The organism is Caballeronia hypogeia (assembly GCF_001544875.2).
Taxonomy (GTDB): Bacteria; Pseudomonadota; Gammaproteobacteria; order Burkholderiales; family Burkholderiaceae; genus Caballeronia; species Caballeronia hypogeia.
This window is the reverse complement of sequence record NZ_FCOA02000008.1, coordinates 157,584-172,959: the sequence shown is the minus strand read 5'-3', so window position 1 is coordinate 172,959 and position 15,376 is coordinate 157,584. Positions and strand designations below refer to the sequence as shown.

14 protein-coding genes are annotated in these 15,376 nt (G+C 64.8%); 7 read left to right on the top strand and 7 right to left on the bottom strand.

Annotated elements, in window-relative coordinates; genetic code table 11:
- The first annotated feature begins 59 nt into the window (after positions 1 to 59).
- The 4 genes from AWB79_RS15010 to AWB79_RS14995 are packed head-to-tail and all read left to right on the top strand — an operon-like array spanning position 60 to position 3,451.
- Positions 60 to 941 carry a branched-chain amino acid ABC transporter permease gene (locus AWB79_RS15010; RefSeq protein ID WP_061168280.1) on the top strand — a complete coding sequence of 294 codons (882 nt, stop codon included), beginning with the start codon at positions 60 to 62 and terminating at the stop codon, positions 939 to 941.
- Positions 934 to 2,013 carry a branched-chain amino acid ABC transporter permease gene (locus tag AWB79_RS15005; protein ID WP_061168206.1) on the top strand — a complete coding sequence of 360 codons (1,080 nt, stop codon included), beginning with the start codon at positions 934 to 936 and terminating at the stop codon, positions 2,011 to 2,013. The genes AWB79_RS15010 and AWB79_RS15005 overlap by 8 nt, the downstream gene beginning before the upstream one ends.
- Positions 2,010 to 2,756, top strand: coding sequence for an ABC transporter ATP-binding protein (locus AWB79_RS15000; RefSeq protein WP_061168281.1), 747 nt, complete (start codon positions 2,010 to 2,012; stop codon positions 2,754 to 2,756). Before AWB79_RS15005 ends, AWB79_RS15000 begins: the two co-directional genes overlap by 4 nt.
- Entirely contained in the window at positions 2,753 to 3,451 is a 699-nt protein-coding gene (locus AWB79_RS14995) for an ABC transporter ATP-binding protein (RefSeq protein WP_061168205.1), read from the top strand. The genes AWB79_RS15000 and AWB79_RS14995 overlap by 4 nt, the downstream gene beginning before the upstream one ends.
- On the opposite strand, the gene iolB is transcribed toward AWB79_RS14995, so the two are convergent.
- The 7 genes from iolB to AWB79_RS14960 all read right to left on the bottom strand — a co-directional run bounded on the left by iolB (position 3,448) and on the right by AWB79_RS14960 (position 12,254).
- Positions 3,448 to 4,260, bottom strand: coding sequence for a 5-deoxy-glucuronate isomerase (gene iolB / locus AWB79_RS14990; RefSeq protein ID WP_061168204.1), 813 nt, complete (start codon positions 4,258 to 4,260; stop codon positions 3,448 to 3,450). The two genes, AWB79_RS14995 and iolB, sit on opposite strands and share 4 nt — an antisense overlap.
- Positions 4,257 to 5,159 (bottom strand): myo-inosose-2 dehydratase, encoded by a 903-nt coding sequence (iolE, locus tag AWB79_RS14985; protein WP_061168203.1) that lies wholly within the window; start codon positions 5,157 to 5,159, stop codon positions 4,257 to 4,259. The genes iolB and iolE overlap by 4 nt, the downstream gene beginning before the upstream one ends.
- Before the next feature lie 16 nt (positions 5,160 to 5,175).
- Positions 5,176 to 7,068: a 3D-(3,5/4)-trihydroxycyclohexane-1,2-dione acylhydrolase (decyclizing) gene (iolD, locus tag AWB79_RS14980; RefSeq protein ID WP_061168202.1), complete on the bottom strand. Its 1,893-nt coding sequence runs from the start codon at positions 7,066 to 7,068 to the stop codon at positions 5,176 to 5,178.
- Positions 7,065 to 9,065: a bifunctional 5-dehydro-2-deoxygluconokinase/5-dehydro-2-deoxyphosphogluconate aldolase gene (locus tag AWB79_RS14975; protein WP_061168201.1), complete on the bottom strand. Its 2,001-nt coding sequence runs from the start codon at positions 9,063 to 9,065 to the stop codon at positions 7,065 to 7,067. The genes iolD and AWB79_RS14975 overlap by 4 nt, the downstream gene beginning before the upstream one ends.
- Positions 9,066 to 9,077: 12 nt before the next feature.
- Positions 9,078 to 9,863 carry an ATP-binding cassette domain-containing protein gene (locus AWB79_RS14970; RefSeq protein ID WP_198399031.1) on the bottom strand — a complete coding sequence of 262 codons (786 nt, stop codon included), beginning with the start codon at positions 9,861 to 9,863 and terminating at the stop codon, positions 9,078 to 9,080.
- Between the two features lie 14 nt (positions 9,864 to 9,877).
- Complete coding sequence (locus AWB79_RS14965) at positions 9,878 to 11,044, bottom strand: ABC transporter permease (RefSeq protein ID WP_061168199.1); 1,167 nt, start codon at positions 11,042 to 11,044, stop codon at positions 9,878 to 9,880.
- A gap of 157 nt (positions 11,045 to 11,201) precedes the next feature.
- A complete protein-coding gene (locus AWB79_RS14960; RefSeq protein WP_061168198.1) occupies positions 11,202 to 12,254 on the bottom strand; it encodes a sugar ABC transporter substrate-binding protein in 1,053 nt (350 codons plus the stop codon).
- A gap of 222 nt (positions 12,255 to 12,476) precedes the next feature.
- Between AWB79_RS14960 and AWB79_RS14955 the strand changes: the two genes are divergently transcribed.
- From AWB79_RS14955 to AWB79_RS14945, 3 genes are read left to right on the top strand one after another with little or no spacing between them, the layout of a single operon-like run.
- Positions 12,477 to 13,355 carry a MurR/RpiR family transcriptional regulator gene (locus AWB79_RS14955; protein WP_061168197.1) on the top strand — a complete coding sequence of 293 codons (879 nt, stop codon included), beginning with the start codon at positions 12,477 to 12,479 and terminating at the stop codon, positions 13,353 to 13,355.
- Positions 13,345 to 14,349, top strand: a complete 1,005-nt coding sequence (gene iolG / locus AWB79_RS14950) for an inositol 2-dehydrogenase (RefSeq protein WP_061168196.1) — start codon at positions 13,345 to 13,347, stop codon at positions 14,347 to 14,349. The genes AWB79_RS14955 and iolG overlap by 11 nt, the downstream gene beginning before the upstream one ends.
- A complete protein-coding gene (locus AWB79_RS14945) occupies positions 14,346 to 15,371 on the top strand; it encodes a Gfo/Idh/MocA family oxidoreductase (protein ID WP_061168195.1) in 1,026 nt (341 codons plus the stop codon). Before iolG ends, AWB79_RS14945 begins: the two co-directional genes overlap by 4 nt.
- The last annotated feature ends 5 nt before the right edge of the window (positions 15,372 to 15,376 follow it).

Sequence of the window (15,376 nt, the reverse complement as noted above, 5' to 3'; positions counted from 1 at the left end):
TGCTTCAGTGGTTCGGCGTGAATCTGCTCAACGGCGCGAGCGTGGGACTGCTGCTATTCATGCTGTCGGCGGGACTGACGCTGATTTTCTCGATGCTCGGCGTGCTCAATTTCGCGCACGCGAGCTTCTATATGCTCGGCGCGTATGTCGGTCAGGCGCTCGCCGCGCAGGGCGGATTCTGGTTCGCGCTGATCGCGGCGCCATTGATCGTCGGCGTCGCGGGCGCCTGGTTCGAGCGCCTGCTGCTGCGGCGCGTGCACGCGCGCGGCGCGCTCGCCGAAATGCTGCTGACCTTCGGCGCGGCCATGGTGATCGGTGAGGGCGTGAAGCTCGCATGGGGACTCGGTCCGTTGCCGGCGACGATTCCGCCCGTGCTCGACGGGCCGCTGTTCACGCTGTACGGCGCATCGTTCGCGCGCTATCGCGTGTTCATGATGGCGACGGCCATCGTCATGCTAGGCGCGCTCTGGATCGTGTTGCGGGTGTCGAGGACGGGCCTCGTCGTGCGCGCGGCGCTCACGCATCCCGATGCCGTCGAAACGCTCGGTCATGACGTGCCGCGCGTGTTCACGACCGTGTTCGCGGTCGGCACCGCGCTCGCGGCACTCGGCGGCGTGATCGGCGCGCCGCTCGCCGTCATTGAACCCGCGATGGCCGATGCGATGGGCCCGATCGTGTTCGTCGTCGTCGTGATCGGCGGGCTCGGGTCGCTTTCCGGGGCGCTAGTCGCGTCGCTGCTGATCGGCTGCGTGCAGACGTTCGCGGTGAGCGCGAGCGCGTCGGCGGGCAGCATCGCCGCATCGTTCGGCGTGACGCTGCCGCCCGCGTGGAGCGCGCTGACCGTCGCGCAGATGGCGCCGGTGCTGCCGTATTTGCTGCTCGTCGCGATGCTGGCCGCGCGGCCGCGCGGGCTCTTCGGCGAGCGCACGCGCGATGCTTAAGTTCGTCGCGTTGATCGCAGCGCTCGCGCTGCCGCCGCTCGTCTTCGAGCAATCCTGGCTGCTCGCGTATCTCGCGCAGACCGCGACGCTCATTGTCTTCGCGCTCTCGTACAACCTGCTGCTAGGCGAGACGGGGCTGCTTTCGTTCGGGCATGCCGTGTATTCGGGCCTGGGTGCATTCGCCGCCGCGCACGCGTTCAATCGCTTCGGCGTGCCCTTGCCGGTATTGCCGCTGATCGGGGGATGCGTGGCGATGCTCGTCGCCGTCGTGTTCGGCGCGATCTCGACGCAACGCGCGGGCACCACGTTCGCGATGATCACGCTCGGCCTGGGCGAGCTCGTCGCGGCGTGCGTGTGGCTCGTGCCGGGCTGGTTCGGCGGCGAGGGCGGCGTGACGATCGATCGAGCGAGCGGGCCACAGTTCTTCGCGTGGACCTTCGGGCCATTGCGCGAGGCGTATGCGCTGATCGCGTGCTGGTGCGTCGTGTCGTCATTGGCGATGTTCGCGCTTTCGCGCACGCCGATGTGCCGCCTCGCCAACGCCGTGCGCGACAATCCCGCGCGCGCCGCGGCCATCGGTTTCGCGCCCGCACGCGTGCGTTTCACGATGCTGGTCGCATCGGCTTTCTTCGCCGGCATTGCCGGAGTGATGGCGCTGATCAATGTGGAGCTGGTGTCATCGGAAAGCGTCGGCCTGGCGCGCTCGACGAGCGTGCTGGTCGCAACCGTGATCGGCGGCGCGGGCACGTTCTTCGGCCCGGTGATCGGCGCGGTGCTGCTGACGTTCGTAAGCGTCGGCGTGGCGAGCGTCAGCGCCGCGTGGCCGATGTATCTCGGGCTGCTCTTCATGTGGGTTGTGGTCGCGGCGCCTCGGGGCGTCGCCGGGTGGTTCGCGCGCGATGCGCGTTCGCTCGGCCTGGGCGCCCTCAGCGCGATGGTGTGGGGCGTGCCGGTCGTCACGCTGGTCGAGGCGCTCTATGCGGGACGAATCGATGCGCGTGCGTGGCTCATCGGATTGCCGTGCGTGGCGTTCGGCCTGTGGCTCGCACGCCGCACGAGGCCCGCGCGATGAACGCGGCGCTGGAACTGCACGGCATCGTCAAACGCTTCGGCGCGACGCGCGTATTGCGTGGTGTCGATCTGCGCGTGGCGCAGGGCGAGCGGCATGCGCTCATCGGTCCGAACGGCGCGGGCAAGTCCACGCTGTTCGATCTGATCTCGGGACGCGCGCGGCCGGATGAAGGGCGCATCGTCGCGGATGGCATCGACATCACGGGCAAGCGGCCGCAGCGCGTGTGCCGCACGCTCGCGCGCAGCTTTCAGACGACGAGCGTGTTCGGCGGACTGTCCGTCTTCGACAACCTGCGCTGCGCGGTGCTCGGTGCGTCGTCGTCGCGTTTCATCGATCGATGCCTGCCGTCTCGCAGAGTCGATGCGCGCGCGCACGCGATGCTCGATGCGATCGGCCTCGCCGCACGCGCCGACGAACCCGCCGCGCGTCTCACGTATGCCGAGCAACGCGCGCTCGATCTGGGCCTCGCGCTCGCAACCGATGCGCCGCTGATCCTGCTCGACGAACCCACCGCCGGCATGAATCGCGCGGAGGCCGCTCACGCGCTCGCGCTGATTCGTGCGACGACGGAAGGCCGCACGCTGCTGGTGATCGAGCACGACATGGATGCGGTGTTCGGACTTGCGGATCGTATTTCGGTGCTGGTGCAGGGGCGCGTGATCGCGACCGGCGCGCCTGCGGAGATACGCGCGAACCGGCAAGTGCAGGAAGCCTATCTCGGTTTCGATGGAGTCGCGCAATGAGCGTGGCGTTGCATATCGAGAACCTGCGCGCGTGGTACGGCGACGCGCAGGTGCTGCATGGCGTGAATCTCCGCGTGGGCGAAGGCGAGGCGGTCGCGCTGATCGGGCGCAACGGCTCGGGGCGCTCGACGCTCGCGAAGGCCATCATGGGGCTGGTGCGCTGCGCGGGCGAGATGCGTTATCGCGACGTGCCGCTCGTGGGCTTGCGGCCGCATCGCATCGCGCGGCTGGGGCTCGGCTATGTGCCCGAAACGCGCGATGTGTTTCCCGCGTTGACGGTACGCGAGAATCTCGTGCTGGGCGAAAAGAAGGGCACGCGCTTCACGCTCGCTGACGCGTATCGGCTGTTTCCGGTGCTCGAAGAGCGGGCATCGGTGAAGGCGGGCGCGCTGTCGGGCGGCGAGCAGCAGATGCTGGCGCTCGCACGCACGCTGGCGGGCGATCCTTCGCTCGTCGTGATCGATGAACCCGGCGAAGGGCTTGCGCCGCAAGTGCTCGCGCAAGTGGGCGCGTGCCTCGCGACGCTGCGTGAACGCGGCGTCGCGATGCTGCTGATCGAAGAGCGGCTGACCCTCGCGCGCATGCTCGATGCGCGCGTCGCGGTGATGGGGCACGGGGCAGTGCGCTTCGATGGTCCATTCGCGGCGCTTGCTCGCGATGAGCGAGTCATGCGCGAATGGCTCTCCGTCGGCTAAGTCGAAGACTTGCTATCCCGCTCCACGATCCACTCGTGCTTCGGATCGTTCTTGAAGTGCCACGTGCGCTTGTCGCCCGCCATCACGTTCAGATAATAGTTGTCGTAGCCATACGGCACGACGACCGGGTGATATCCGCGCGGCACCATCACTACGTCGTGATTCTCGACGGCCATGGTTTCATCGAGATCGCGTTCGTCGGTATAAACGCGCTGGAACGCGAAGCCCTGCGGCGGATTCAATCGATGGTAATACGTCTCTTCGAGCGAACTCTCCACCGGCACATTGTCCTGATCGTGCTTGTGCGGCGGATAGCTCGACGCATGCCCGCCCGGCGTGCGCACTTCGACCACGAGCAGCGACTCGGCGGCCTCCGTCTGCGGAAGTATGTCGCATACGTAGCGCGTATTCGCGTTCTTGCCGCGCGTCGAGCGCTTCATCTGCGACGGTTCGATCAGACGCGGCGGAAACTCGCCCTTGGCGGGCGCGCTCGCCACGCCGATCTCCGCGTCGCGCTCCGCACGCACGATGGCCGCGAGCTTCGGCGGCACATAAACCGCATAGGGCGCGGCGTCCTCGAACACGCTGTCGCGCGAGCCGATCGACTGCCAGTGCTCGTCGCCGGCCTCGATGCTCACCGTGCCCGTCAGCACGACGATGCAGCTTTCGCGATCCGCGTCGTACACGTGCACCACATCGCCCGCATTCAGCCGATACGCCGCGAAGCCCACATGCTTCCAGCCCGCCGAATCGGGGGTGACGCGCGCGATGGTCTGCCCCTCGCGCGATGCTTTCACTAACAGGCTCATGCCGCCTCCTTGTAGGTTCCGTCGACGAGCGCGCGCAGCGTGCGATAGCCGCGCTCGGCATAGGCGTAGCTCGGCGCGATCACCGGGTCCTGCTCCGCTTCCACGACGAGCCAGCCGCTGTAGTCGTGCTGCGCGAGACACGCGATGATGCCCGGATAATCGACGGCGCCATCGCCCGGCACGGTGAACGCGCCGTTGATGACGGCATCGAGAAAGCTCCAGTTGCGATTGCGCGCGAGCTTCACGATTTCAGGGCGCACGTCCTTGCAATGCACATGGCAGACGCGCGCGATGTGCTTGCGCAAAACGGTCAGCGCATCGCCGCCCGCGAACGTGATGTGACCGGCGTCGAACAACAGACCGACGGCATTGCCGGTGAGCGACATCAGCCGGTCGACATCGGCGGGCGTTTCGACATACGCGCCCATGTGATGATGATAGGCGACGCGCACGCCATGCGAGAGCGTGTATTCGGCGAAGCGGTTCAGACGCTCGGCGTACTGCTCCCATTGCGCATCGGAAAAGAAGCGCGGGCGTTGATAGAGCGGTCGCGGCGCGCCCTGGATCGAGTTGGCCACTTCGCCGTAGACCATCGCGGTGGCGCCGTTTTTTGCGAGCAGTTCGAGATGCGGGCCGACGGCTTCGATCTCTTCTTCCGCGCTGCGCTCGGCGAGCCTGCCTGAGTACCAGCCGGACACGAGCGCGAGATCGTATTGCGCGAGCAATGTCTTAAGCGCCTGTGGTTCGCGCGGAAACTTGTTGCCGAGTTCGAAGCCTTCATAGCCGATCTGCTTTCCTTCGGTCAACGCGGTAGACAGAGGTGTCTCCCCGCCGAGCGAAGGAAGGTCGTCGTTCATCCACGACAGTGGATTGATGCCGATGCGGACGTTCAAGGGCATGGAAAATCCTTGTGCTCTACTTGGAACTTTGGGAACGCGCATTGACCGCGCGCTCGTACGCTTCACGCGCGACGACCACCGCCGCACGCTCGGAGACTTCGGGCACGGCCACTTCCCACCACCATCCGCCTTCTTCGGTGGGCCGCGCCGGGTCCGTATCGATCGAAATCAGATAGCTTCGATCCGCCGCCCGCGCGCGCTTCATCGCGGCCTGCAGTTCATCGACATTCGACACATGCTCCGACAGGGCGCCGAGCGATCGCGCATGCATCGCAAAGTCGATCTCCGGCGCACCGAGCGCGCCCTGCCTGCAATCATCGATGAGATTGTTGAACGGCGCACCGCCGCAAGCCTGCTGCAAGCGGTTGATGCAGCCAAAGCCGCGATTGTCGAGCAGCACGACGATGATCTTCGCGCCGAGCATGACCGACGTCGCGAGTTCGCTGTTCATCATCAGATAGCTGCCGTCGCCGACGATCACGATCACTTCGCGCTCCGGCCGCGCGAGCTTCACACCGAGCGCACCCGCGACTTCATAGCCCATGCACGAATAGCCGTACTCGACGTGATAGCCGCCCGGCGCACTCGTGCGCCACAGCTTCTGCAAGTCGGCCGGCAAGGTGCCCGCCGCGCATACCACGACGTCGTCGGCAGGCGAACGCTCGTCCGAGCGCTGCACCGCGCCGATCACATCGGCTTCACGCGGCAGGAGGCCATCGGCGACCGGCGTGTTCGTCACATGCGCCACCGTCTCGCGCCATTCGTTCGCCAGCCGATGCGCGCGCGTGGTCCATTGCGGCGATGCATGCCATTCGCCTAGCGCTTCAGATAACGCATCGAGCGCGAGCGCCGCATCGGCCTGCACGGCGATTGCGTTCTGCTTCAATGCATCGAACGGATTGGCATTGACCGCGACGAGACGCGCTTCTGCGAAAAGCGTGTTGGATCCGGTCGTGAAGTCCTGCAGACGTGTGCCGACCGCGAGCACGCAATCGCTCGCATGCGCGAGTTCGTTCGCGGCCGAGCCGCCCGTCACGCCGATGCCGCCCGCGTTCAGTGCATCGTCCCACGCGAGCGCGCCTTTGCCCGCCTGCGTTTCGGCGACCGGAACGCCGTGCTTGTGCGCGAACCTGCGCAGCGCATCGGTTGCCAGTCCGTACAGCACGCCGCCGCCCGACACGATCAGCGGCTCGCGCGCCTCGCGCAACGCTGCTGCCGCCCGTTCGATCTCGCGCGCGACCGGCGCCGGCGCATGAAACTCGACGACGCGCGGCTCGAAGAACGAAGCGGGATAGTCGTACGCCATCGCCTGCACGTCCTGCGGCAGCGCGAGCGTGACGGGACCGCATAGCGCGGCATCGGTCAGCACGCGAATGGCGCGCGGCAATGCGCTCAACAATTGCGCCGGATGCACGATGCGATCGAAGTAACGCGACACGGCCTTCAGCGCATCGTTGGCGGACACGCCGCCGTCGTGCGCATCTTCGACCTGTTGCAGCACCGGATCGGGCGCGCGCGACACGAAGATATCGCCCGGCAGCAGCAGCACCGGCAGGCGGTTCACATGCGCGAGCGCCGCGGCGGTGACGAGATTGGTCGCGCCCGGACCGATGGACGTCGTCACCGCCATCATGCGGCGGCGCATGTGCGCCTTCGCATACGCAATCGCGCTATGCGCCATCGCCTGCTCGTTGTGCGCGCGATACGTCGGCAGGTCATCGCGATACCGATACAGCGCCTCGCCTAAGCCCGCGACATTGCCGTGCCCGAAGATCGCGAACACGCCGCCGAACAGCGGCTCGCCGTTCGTCGTGCGCAGCGACGCGAGATAGCGCACGACGGCCTGCGCGGCGGTCAGCCGGACAGTGGAGGTCACGGCCGTTTCGGTTTGAGTTGCACGCTGGTTCATGCGGCCTGCTCCTGTCTTGCGTGATGGGAAATGGCCGTGGCGTCATGCGAGGAACGCGCATCGCGCCACGCGCCGATCAGCGCTTCGAACGTGCGTCGCACACGAGCGATCAGCTCTTTGTCATCGATTTCGTTCGCGAGCCACGCGTGACTCGGCTCATGAAAGATCGTGCGTCCGACCGTGAAGCCCCTGCACGTCTTCGATGCAGCCGCTGCACGAAAGCCATCGCTGAGTTGCTCGACGGCCGCCGACAGACCGAGCAGCACGACACCACGGCAATACGGATCGCGTTCGGCGATCAGCGCGTCGACGGCTTGCCATTGCTTCGCGCTCATCGGCTCGAGCTTCCACCATTCCGGATAGATGCCCAGGTTGTAGAGACGCTTCAGCGCGCGATAAACGGTGTCGTCTTCCACCGGCGGCCCGTTCTTCGGCACGATCACTTCGAGCAGCAGCTCGTTGCCGCTTTCCTGCACGGCATCGTAGAGCGCGCGAATCTGCGCTTCCTGTTCGAGACGCAATTCATGTGGATGATCGGGGTGATACTGCACGAGGCACTTCGCCACCTGTTCGCGCGGCCATTGCGTGAGGGTCGTGCCGATCGAGCGGCCGTGATCGAACACGAGCGGCAGGGAGCCCGGCAGCTCCACCGGACGCCCGACCCACCAGCCGCGACCGGTGGCGGCATTCAATGCATCCTGACCATAGCGGTCGTCGACCAATACGCCGATGCGTCCTTCGAGTCCGAGCTCCTTCTCCGTCTGCGCGACCGCTTCGACAAAGAGATTCTTCAGCGTCGAGATGCGCGTTTCGCTCGCGCCGGTCTGCTGCGCGAGATCGAAGAACTGGTTGCGATGATCGAATGCGAAGCCCAGCACTTCATCCCATTGCATGCGGTTCGGGCTCACGCGATGCAGACGCGCGAGCTTCGCATCGCGATCCGGACGGCGCATGCGCACAGGATCTTCCTTCGCGGCAGCGAGGAAATAGTCGAGCTCGGCGGGCGTGGGCATCGCCGGCGCGCAACCATGACGCGACACGACCAGCGCGCCGCATGCATTGGCCGAGCGCGCGCAGGCTTCGAGCGGCTCGTCGCGCAGCCAGCCCGAGAGGAAACCGGACGCGAAGGCATCGCCCGCACCGAGTACGTTGAGCACTTCCACTTCGACGCCGCCGTGAACCGGCGCATCGTCGATGGAAGCGGGCACCGCGCCTTCGATGATCGAGCAGCCGAGCGGCCCGCGCTTCACGACGAGCGTCGCGCTGGTGACCTTGCGCACCATCGCGAGCGCGTCGATCAGGCGGTCCTTGCCGCCCGCGATGCGAAACTCTTCTTCCGTGCCGATCACGAGATCCATCAGCGGCAGGATGCGCTGCAAATGCGCGGTGACGCTTTCATCGGCGATGAAGCGCGTCTCGCCGTCGGCCTTGCCGGTGAGACCCCACAGCACCGGCCGATAGTCGATGTCGAGAATCGTGCGTACGTTATTGCGCCGTGCATATTCCAGCGCGCGGCGGCTTGTGCGGTTCACCTGTTCCGTCGAGAAGTGCGTGCCCGTGATGAGCAGCGCTTTCGACGACGCGATATACGCCTCATCGAAATCGCTTTCGTCGACGGCCATGTCCGCGCAATTCTCGCGATAGAACACGAGCGGGAACGTGTCGCGGTCTTCGAGACCGAGCAGCACGAGCGCGGTGAGCCGTTCACGGTCGATGCGAACGTGACTCACGTCGCAACCTTCGCGTTCGAGCGTCTCGGTGAGAAAGCGCCCCATGTGATCGTTGCCGACGCGCGCGAGCATCGACGATTTGAGCCCGAGCCGCGCGCAGCCGAACGCGATGTTCGCGGACGAGCCGCCGAGATACTTCGAAAAAGTCGATACGTCTTCGAGCCGCGCGCCGACGTTCTGCGCGTAGAGATCGACGGCGAGGCGGCCGAGGCACACGATATCGCGCGTGCGGTCGGGTGCGAAGCGAGAGGTGGTTTGTGTTGGCATGCTTGATAGTCCTCAGATCGTCGCGCCTTCGAGTTCGGTCATCATCTGCTGCATTTCCGCGCCGCCCGCCATCATGTCGAGCACTTCGTTCTTGCTGATGGTGTCCTTCGTGTACGTGCCCATCGAGCGGCCGCGATTGAGCAGCGTGAACGAATCGCCGATCGGATATGCGTGATGCACGTTGTGCGTGATGAAGATCACCGAGATGCCTTTCTCGCGCGCCTTGTGAATCAGCTTGAGCACGTTGAAGCTCTGCTTCACGCCGAGCGCGGCGGTCGGTTCGTCGAGAATCAGCACGCGCGCGCCGAAGTGGATCGCACGGGCGATTGCGAGACATTGCTTCTCGCCGCCGGACATCGTGCCGATAGGCTGATGCGCATCGCGGACGTTGATGCCCATTTCCGCGAGCTTGGCGCGCGAGGTTTCGGCGGCGAGATCGAGGTCCATCACGCTGATGCCGAAGCGCTTTTTCTGCGGCTCGCGGCCCATGAAGAAGTTGCGCGCCACTGAAAGCAAGGGCACGAGCGCGAGATCCTGATACACGGTCGCAATGCCGAGATCGAGCGCTTCTTTCGGCGATTCGAAATGCACCGGCTTGCCATCGACGAGATAGTCGCCGGAGGAGGGCTGATGTACGCCCGCGAGCGTCTTGATGAGCGTGGACTTGCCCGCGCCGTTATCGCCCAGCAGGCAGTGCACTTCACCGCGCTTGAGGCGCAACGTGACGCCGTTCAATGCGATGACCTTGCCGAAGAACTTGCTGACGTTCTCGAGTGCGAGGATGTTGTCGTCTTGCATGATCGTTTCTCCTCTCATTGAGCCTGGGATACGCGACGGCGCACGTAGTGGTTGAAGAGCACGGCGATCAGCAGCATCACGCCGAGGAACACACGGAACCAGTCCGAGCTCACGTTCGTATAAGTAATTCCGATCTGCACGACGCCGAAGATCAACGCGCCGAAGCATGCGCCGACCACCGAGCCATAACCGCCCGTCAACAACGTGCCGCCGATGACCGCCGCGATGATCGCTTCGAATTCCTTCTGCAGGCCGCGGTCAGCCGCAGCCGAACCGATATCGCACACTTGCAGCACAGCGAACAGGCACGAGCAGAACGCGGTCAGCACGAACAGCGAGATCTTCACGCGCTTGACCGGCACGCCGACGTTCTTCGCGGCATTGGCATCGCCGCCGACCGCGAGAATCCAGTTGCCGTAGCGCGTCTTGGCGAGCACGAAAGCACCGACCGCCGCGAGCGCCAGCCACCAGATGATGACCTTCGGAATGCCCGGCACGAGCGGCTCGCCGCTGTCGAGCAGCTTGCCGATGCCCATATGCGCCAGCCACGTGAACACGCCATGGAACGCGACGCCATGAAACAGCGTATTGGAGACGGGATCGGCTTGCGCGAGGTCTCCCACGCCGGAGATGATCGTGCGGTCCGCGAACATGATCGACAGCGCCAGCGTGAGGCCGCGCAGGATGAACAGGAACGCGAGCGTGACGATGAACGAGGGCAGGCGCGTTCGCATCACGAGATAGCCGTTCAGCGCGCCGAGCAGCATCGAGCAGACGAACGCGAAGATGATGGCGGCCCAGATCGGCCAGTGGAAGTACACCGAGGGCAGGGCGACCATCATGCCCGCGAAGCCGATCATCGAGCCAATGGAAAGATCGAACTCACCGGCGATCATCAACAGACACGCGCCGACCGCGAGCAGGCCGAGATAGGCGGCCACCTGCGACCAGTTCATCACGCCGTCGAGGTTGAACATGCCGGACGAACCGGCGCTGAAACCGAACACGAGAAACACGAGCACGGTGCCCGAAATCGCCGCGAATTCGGGGCGGTTCAGCAGATGGCCGAACCACGATGTCTGGCGTACGCGCTCATCCGAGGGCTTTGCCTTGTCAGGTGCGTCAGCGTTGTCCTGCTGGGGGTTCACTTGAGGTGGGTAATGCTTTCCGGCTACGCCCATGATGGCTCCTTGAGACTCGAAACGAAGTTCAAAACAGTCGCGATGTGCGCGTCCCTACCGCGTCCGCGAACGGACGCAGTAAAGACACATGGAATGCTGAGAAAAGCGGGCGGCTTACCTGAAGCAGTTCAAGCCGCCCGAAGAGGTCGCTCTGCGATCAACGATATTGACCGGCGTACTTCACGACCTTGTCGAGATTGTCTTTGGTGATGAAACCCGGACCCGAGCGGATGTTCTTGGGTCCGTACGATGGCGCCAGTCCATAGGTTTCGAGGCGCGCCTTGAACTTCGGGTTGGCCTCGAGAATCTGGCGGATCTTCACCGGATCGGTGGTGTGCTCTTTCTTCACGATCGAAAGTACGGCCACCGGAATATAGCCTTGCAGATACGGCTGCTGATCGATCGCGAACTTGATCGTGCCGTCCTTGATCGCCTTCGCGATGTCATCGGAGAAGTCGAAGGTCACGAAATAGAGCTTGTTTTGCAGGCCCATTTGCGTGACGGCCTTGATCGTCGCGGAGGCGGGCGTCGGTCCGAGGGTGAGGATCGCCTGCGTGTCGGGGTGATTGCGCAGATACGCCGAGACCTTCGACTGGATCTCGGTCGGGTCCTGCCCCGAGTCGATGGTCGATGCCTTGTAGTCGATGCCGAGCGCATCCGCGAAGCCCTTGCAGCGATCGAAGGAAACCGTATTGGTCGCGATGTGATTCACGCACAGGAAGGACTTCACGCCCGCGGCCTTGGCCTTCTTGCCGGCCTCGTTGCCCGCGACATATTCCGGCTGACCGATATGCATGATCGCGCCGAGCTGCGCGCTCTGTTCTTCCGTGCCCGAGTTGATCGTCACGAGCGGAATCTTCTTCGCGGTGACCTTGTTGATCGAGCTCTTCAAGACGTCGAAGTCCGCGATGGTGGTGATGACGCCGTCGTAGTTGCGCGCGGCCGCCTGCTCGATCAGACGCGACATGTCCGCGATATCGCCGTTGGGCGGATTGCGGTAGTCGGTCTGCACGTTGAAGTCCTCATCCGCCTGCTTGATCGCATTCTTGATGACGTTCCACCAGGAATCGGAGTCCGGCGCGTGGCTGATCAGCACGAACTTCGCGTCCGGCGCCGCCTGCGCGGGACCTGCCGTCATCACCGCTGCGCTGCACAACGCAGCAGCAGCCACCAGCGCGCGCAGCGCGGCCCGACCGTTGCAAAGGGTCATTGTCTCCACCTATCTCGGTTGTTGTTTGGTGTGATGTTTTCGCGAGCCGGCGCCGCTCGTCACGGCGTCTGCTCAGGACCAAGATTAGGTCAGTTTTCGGTGGTCTGCAATAGAAATTTTATGCGTTCGACAAATGGAAAATACATTCCAATTTGCTTGCCGCCTTCCTATAATCGGTTCCACGGCGCTCGTCATCGAGCGCGCACAAAGATGAGCCAAGAAATGGATGAGACCAGCACCGAAGTCCAGAGCGTCGATGAACTGATGCAGCGGATCACCGACGCGTACGAGTCGCTGCCGCGCCAGTTGAAGAGCGTCGCGACGTACATCGAACAACATCGGCAGAGCGTGATGATGGATCGCACGAGCGATATTGCGAGCGCGTGCGGCGTGCATGCATCGGCGGTCGTGCGGTTCGCGCAACGCTTCGGCTTTTCCGGCTTCTCGGACCTGCAGGCCGTGTTCCGGCAGGCGTACACGGGCGCGGGCGGCTCGCAGCAGACCTATCAGCAGCGCATTCGCAAGCTGATCGACGACAAGGCGGGCGAGGCGTCGGGCGTGTCGGTGGCGCGCGAATTCATCGCGGCGAGCCGCACGGGTCTCGACGAACTCGAGGCCGGTCTCGACGACGAGCAGTTCGAAGCCGCGGTCGACATGCTCTCGCAGGCGGAGAACATCTATGTGATCGGCGTGCGCCGCTCGTTCGCGGTGGCGAGCTACATCGTCTATGCATTGCAGCACACGAAGAAGCGCGTGCATCTGATTTCGGGCTTCGGCGGCATGTTCCGCGAGCAGGTCCGCAGCGTGAAGAAGGGGGACGTGGTGGTCGCGATCAGCTTCGCGCCCTACGGCAAGGAGACGCAGTATTGCGTGCGCGCCGCGCAGCATCACGGCGCGAAGACCCTCGTCATCACCGACAGCCAGCTTTCGCCGCTCGCGCGTCACGCGGGCGCGAGTCTGTTCGTGAAGGAGGGCAGCGCGTTCGCGTTCCGCTCGCTCACGAGCACCATTTGCCTGTGCCAGGCGCTGTTCATCGCGCTCGCGTACCGGCTCGAGTTGAACGTTGAAGAGTCCAAGGAGACAGGTGGCTATGACGATTGAAGTGGCGGTGTTCGGAGCGGGACGCATCGGCAAGATTCACGCGGCCAATCTCGCGCGGCAGCCGGGCGTGCGTTTGAAATATGTCGTCGATGTGAATCGCGACGCGGCGGCCGCGCTCGCGAAAGAGCACGGCGCGACCGTCGCCGATGTCGACGGCGCGATGGGCGATGCCTCCGTCGGCGCGACGGTCGTGTGTTCGAGCACGGACACGCACGCGGACCTGATTCTCGCGTCGGCGGCGCAGGGCAAGCATGTGTTCTGCGAGAAGCCGGTGGACCTCACGATCGAGCGTGCGCGCGCCTGCGCCGAGGCCGTGCAGAAGGCGGGCGTCGTCTGCATGATCGGTTTTCAGCGGCGCTTCGATCCGACTTTCTCGGCGCTGAAGACGCGCATCGATGCGGGCGAGATCGGCGACCCGGAAATGCTGATCGTGACGAGCCGCGATCCGGGCGCGCCGCCTGTGGAGTACATCAGGCATTCGGGCGGCATCTTCAAGGACATGCTGATCCACGACTTCGACATCTTCCGCTGGATTCTCGACGACGAAGCCGACACGCTCCACGCGACGGGCAGTTGTCTTTCCGATCCGGCCATCGCGGAGGCGGGCGACATCGATTCGACCGCGGTCACGATTCGCACGAAGCGCGGGCGTCTGTGCCAGATCAACACGGCGCGGCGCGCGGCGTATGGCTACGATCAGCGCTTCGAACTGCTCGGCAGCGCTGGCATGCTGCAGGCGGGCAACGTGCGGCCGACTGAAGTGACCGCCTACACGAGCACCGCCGTCTCGAGCGACAAGCCCGAGGCGTTCTTTCTCGAACGCTATCGCGCGGCGTACGCGGCGGAGATCGCCCATTTCTTCGATGCGGTCAATAACGGCAAGCCCGTGCGCACGACCGTCGCCGATGGTCTCAAGGCGCTGGAACTCGCCGAAGCCGCGACGCTTTCGTGGCGCGAGAAGCGCATCGTCAAGCTCGGGGAGAACGCTGCATGAGCAAGCTGAATTCGGTGCGCTTTGGAATCGTCGGGCTGGGGCGGCTCGGGCGCCGGCATGCGGAGAATCTGGCGTGGCGCGTGCCGGGCGCGAAGCTCGTCGCCGCGTGCAGCCCGGTGGCGGACGAGCGCGAGTGGGCGCAGCAGACGCTGCCGGAGCTCGCGCTTTACGCGGACTACGACGAGTTGCTCACGGACGCTTCGGTCGATGCGGTGTGGCTCGTCACGCCCACGTCGCTGCATCCGAAGCAGATCATCGCCGCGTTGCGCGCGGGCAAGCACGTGTTCTGCGAGAAGCCGCTGTCGCTCGATCTCGCCGAATGCGACGCGGTGATCGAGGAGCACGCGCGTCATCCGCATTTGCAGGTGATGATCGGCTTCGTGCGGCGGTTCGATGCGAGCTATCGCGACGCGTTCGATCAGGTCGCTCAAGGCGCAATCGGGCGGCCGTTCATGGTGCGCTCGCAGACCTGCGACAAGAACGATCCGGACGGATTTTTCGTGCGTTTCGCGCCGACCTCGGGCGGGCTGTTTCTCGATTGCAGCGTGCACGATATCGATCTCGCGCGCTGGCTGCTCGGCAATCCTCGCCCCAAACGCGTCTATGCCAGCGGGACGATTGCGATTCACGAAGGCCTGCGCGATTGCAACGACGTCGACAATGGCGTGGCGACCGTCGAATTCGATGATGGACGGCTCGCCGTTTTCTACGCATCGCGCACGATGGCGCATGGCCACGACACGCAGACGGAAGTGATCGGCACGGCGGGGGCGCTGTCGGTCGGGCGCAATCCGCGTGCGAATCGTGTGGAGATCGCGGATGCGCACGGCATGCGCAACGCATGCACGCCGACGTTCTTCGAGCGCTTCGAGGATGCGTTTCTTCGCGAGGCGCAGGCGTTCGTCGCGGCGCTCGTCGAAGGCAAGCCGACCGGGCTCACGCTCGGCGACGCTCGCGAGGCGACGCGGATTGGGATCGCGATGCGGGAGGCTTGTCAGAGCGGGAGGGCGGTGGAATTTTGACCGGT

What these genes read in the sequence shown, in the direction of transcription:
- AWB79_RS15010 (WP_061168280.1), top strand. Translation starts at nt 60, where the DNA reads ATGCTGTCGGCGGGACTGACGCTGATTTTCTCGATGCTCGGCGTGCTC.
- AWB79_RS15005 (WP_061168206.1), top strand. Translation starts at nt 934, where the DNA reads ATGCTTAAGTTCGTCGCGTTGATCGCAGCGCTCGCGCTGCCGCCGCTC.
- AWB79_RS15000 (WP_061168281.1), top strand. Translation starts at nt 2,010, where the DNA reads ATGAACGCGGCGCTGGAACTGCACGGCATCGTCAAACGCTTCGGCGCG.
- AWB79_RS14995 (WP_061168205.1), top strand. Translation starts at nt 2,753, where the DNA reads ATGAGCGTGGCGTTGCATATCGAGAACCTGCGCGCGTGGTACGGCGAC.
- iolB (WP_061168204.1), bottom strand. Translation starts at nt 4,260, where the DNA reads ATGAGCCTGTTAGTGAAAGCATCGCGCGAGGGGCAGACCATCGCGCGC.
- iolE (WP_061168203.1), bottom strand. Translation starts at nt 5,159, where the DNA reads ATGCCCTTGAACGTCCGCATCGGCATCAATCCACTGTCGTGGATGAAC.
- iolD (WP_061168202.1), bottom strand. Translation starts at nt 7,068, where the DNA reads ATGAACCAGCGTGCAACTCAAACCGAAACGGCCGTGACCTCCACTGTC.
- AWB79_RS14975 (WP_061168201.1), bottom strand. Translation starts at nt 9,065, where the DNA reads ATGCCAACACAAACCACCTCTCGCTTCGCACCCGACCGCACGCGCGAT.
- AWB79_RS14970 (WP_198399031.1), bottom strand. Translation starts at nt 9,863, where the DNA reads ATGCAAGACGACAACATCCTCGCACTCGAGAACGTCAGCAAGTTCTTC.
- AWB79_RS14965 (WP_061168199.1), bottom strand. Translation starts at nt 11,044, where the DNA reads ATGGGCGTAGCCGGAAAGCATTACCCACCTCAAGTGAACCCCCAGCAG.
- AWB79_RS14960 (WP_061168198.1), bottom strand. Translation starts at nt 12,254, where the DNA reads ATGACCCTTTGCAACGGTCGGGCCGCGCTGCGCGCGCTGGTGGCTGCT.
- AWB79_RS14955 (WP_061168197.1), top strand. Translation starts at nt 12,477, where the DNA reads ATGGATGAGACCAGCACCGAAGTCCAGAGCGTCGATGAACTGATGCAG.
- iolG (WP_061168196.1), top strand. Translation starts at nt 13,345, where the DNA reads ATGACGATTGAAGTGGCGGTGTTCGGAGCGGGACGCATCGGCAAGATT.
- AWB79_RS14945 (WP_061168195.1), top strand. Translation starts at nt 14,346, where the DNA reads ATGAGCAAGCTGAATTCGGTGCGCTTTGGAATCGTCGGGCTGGGGCGG.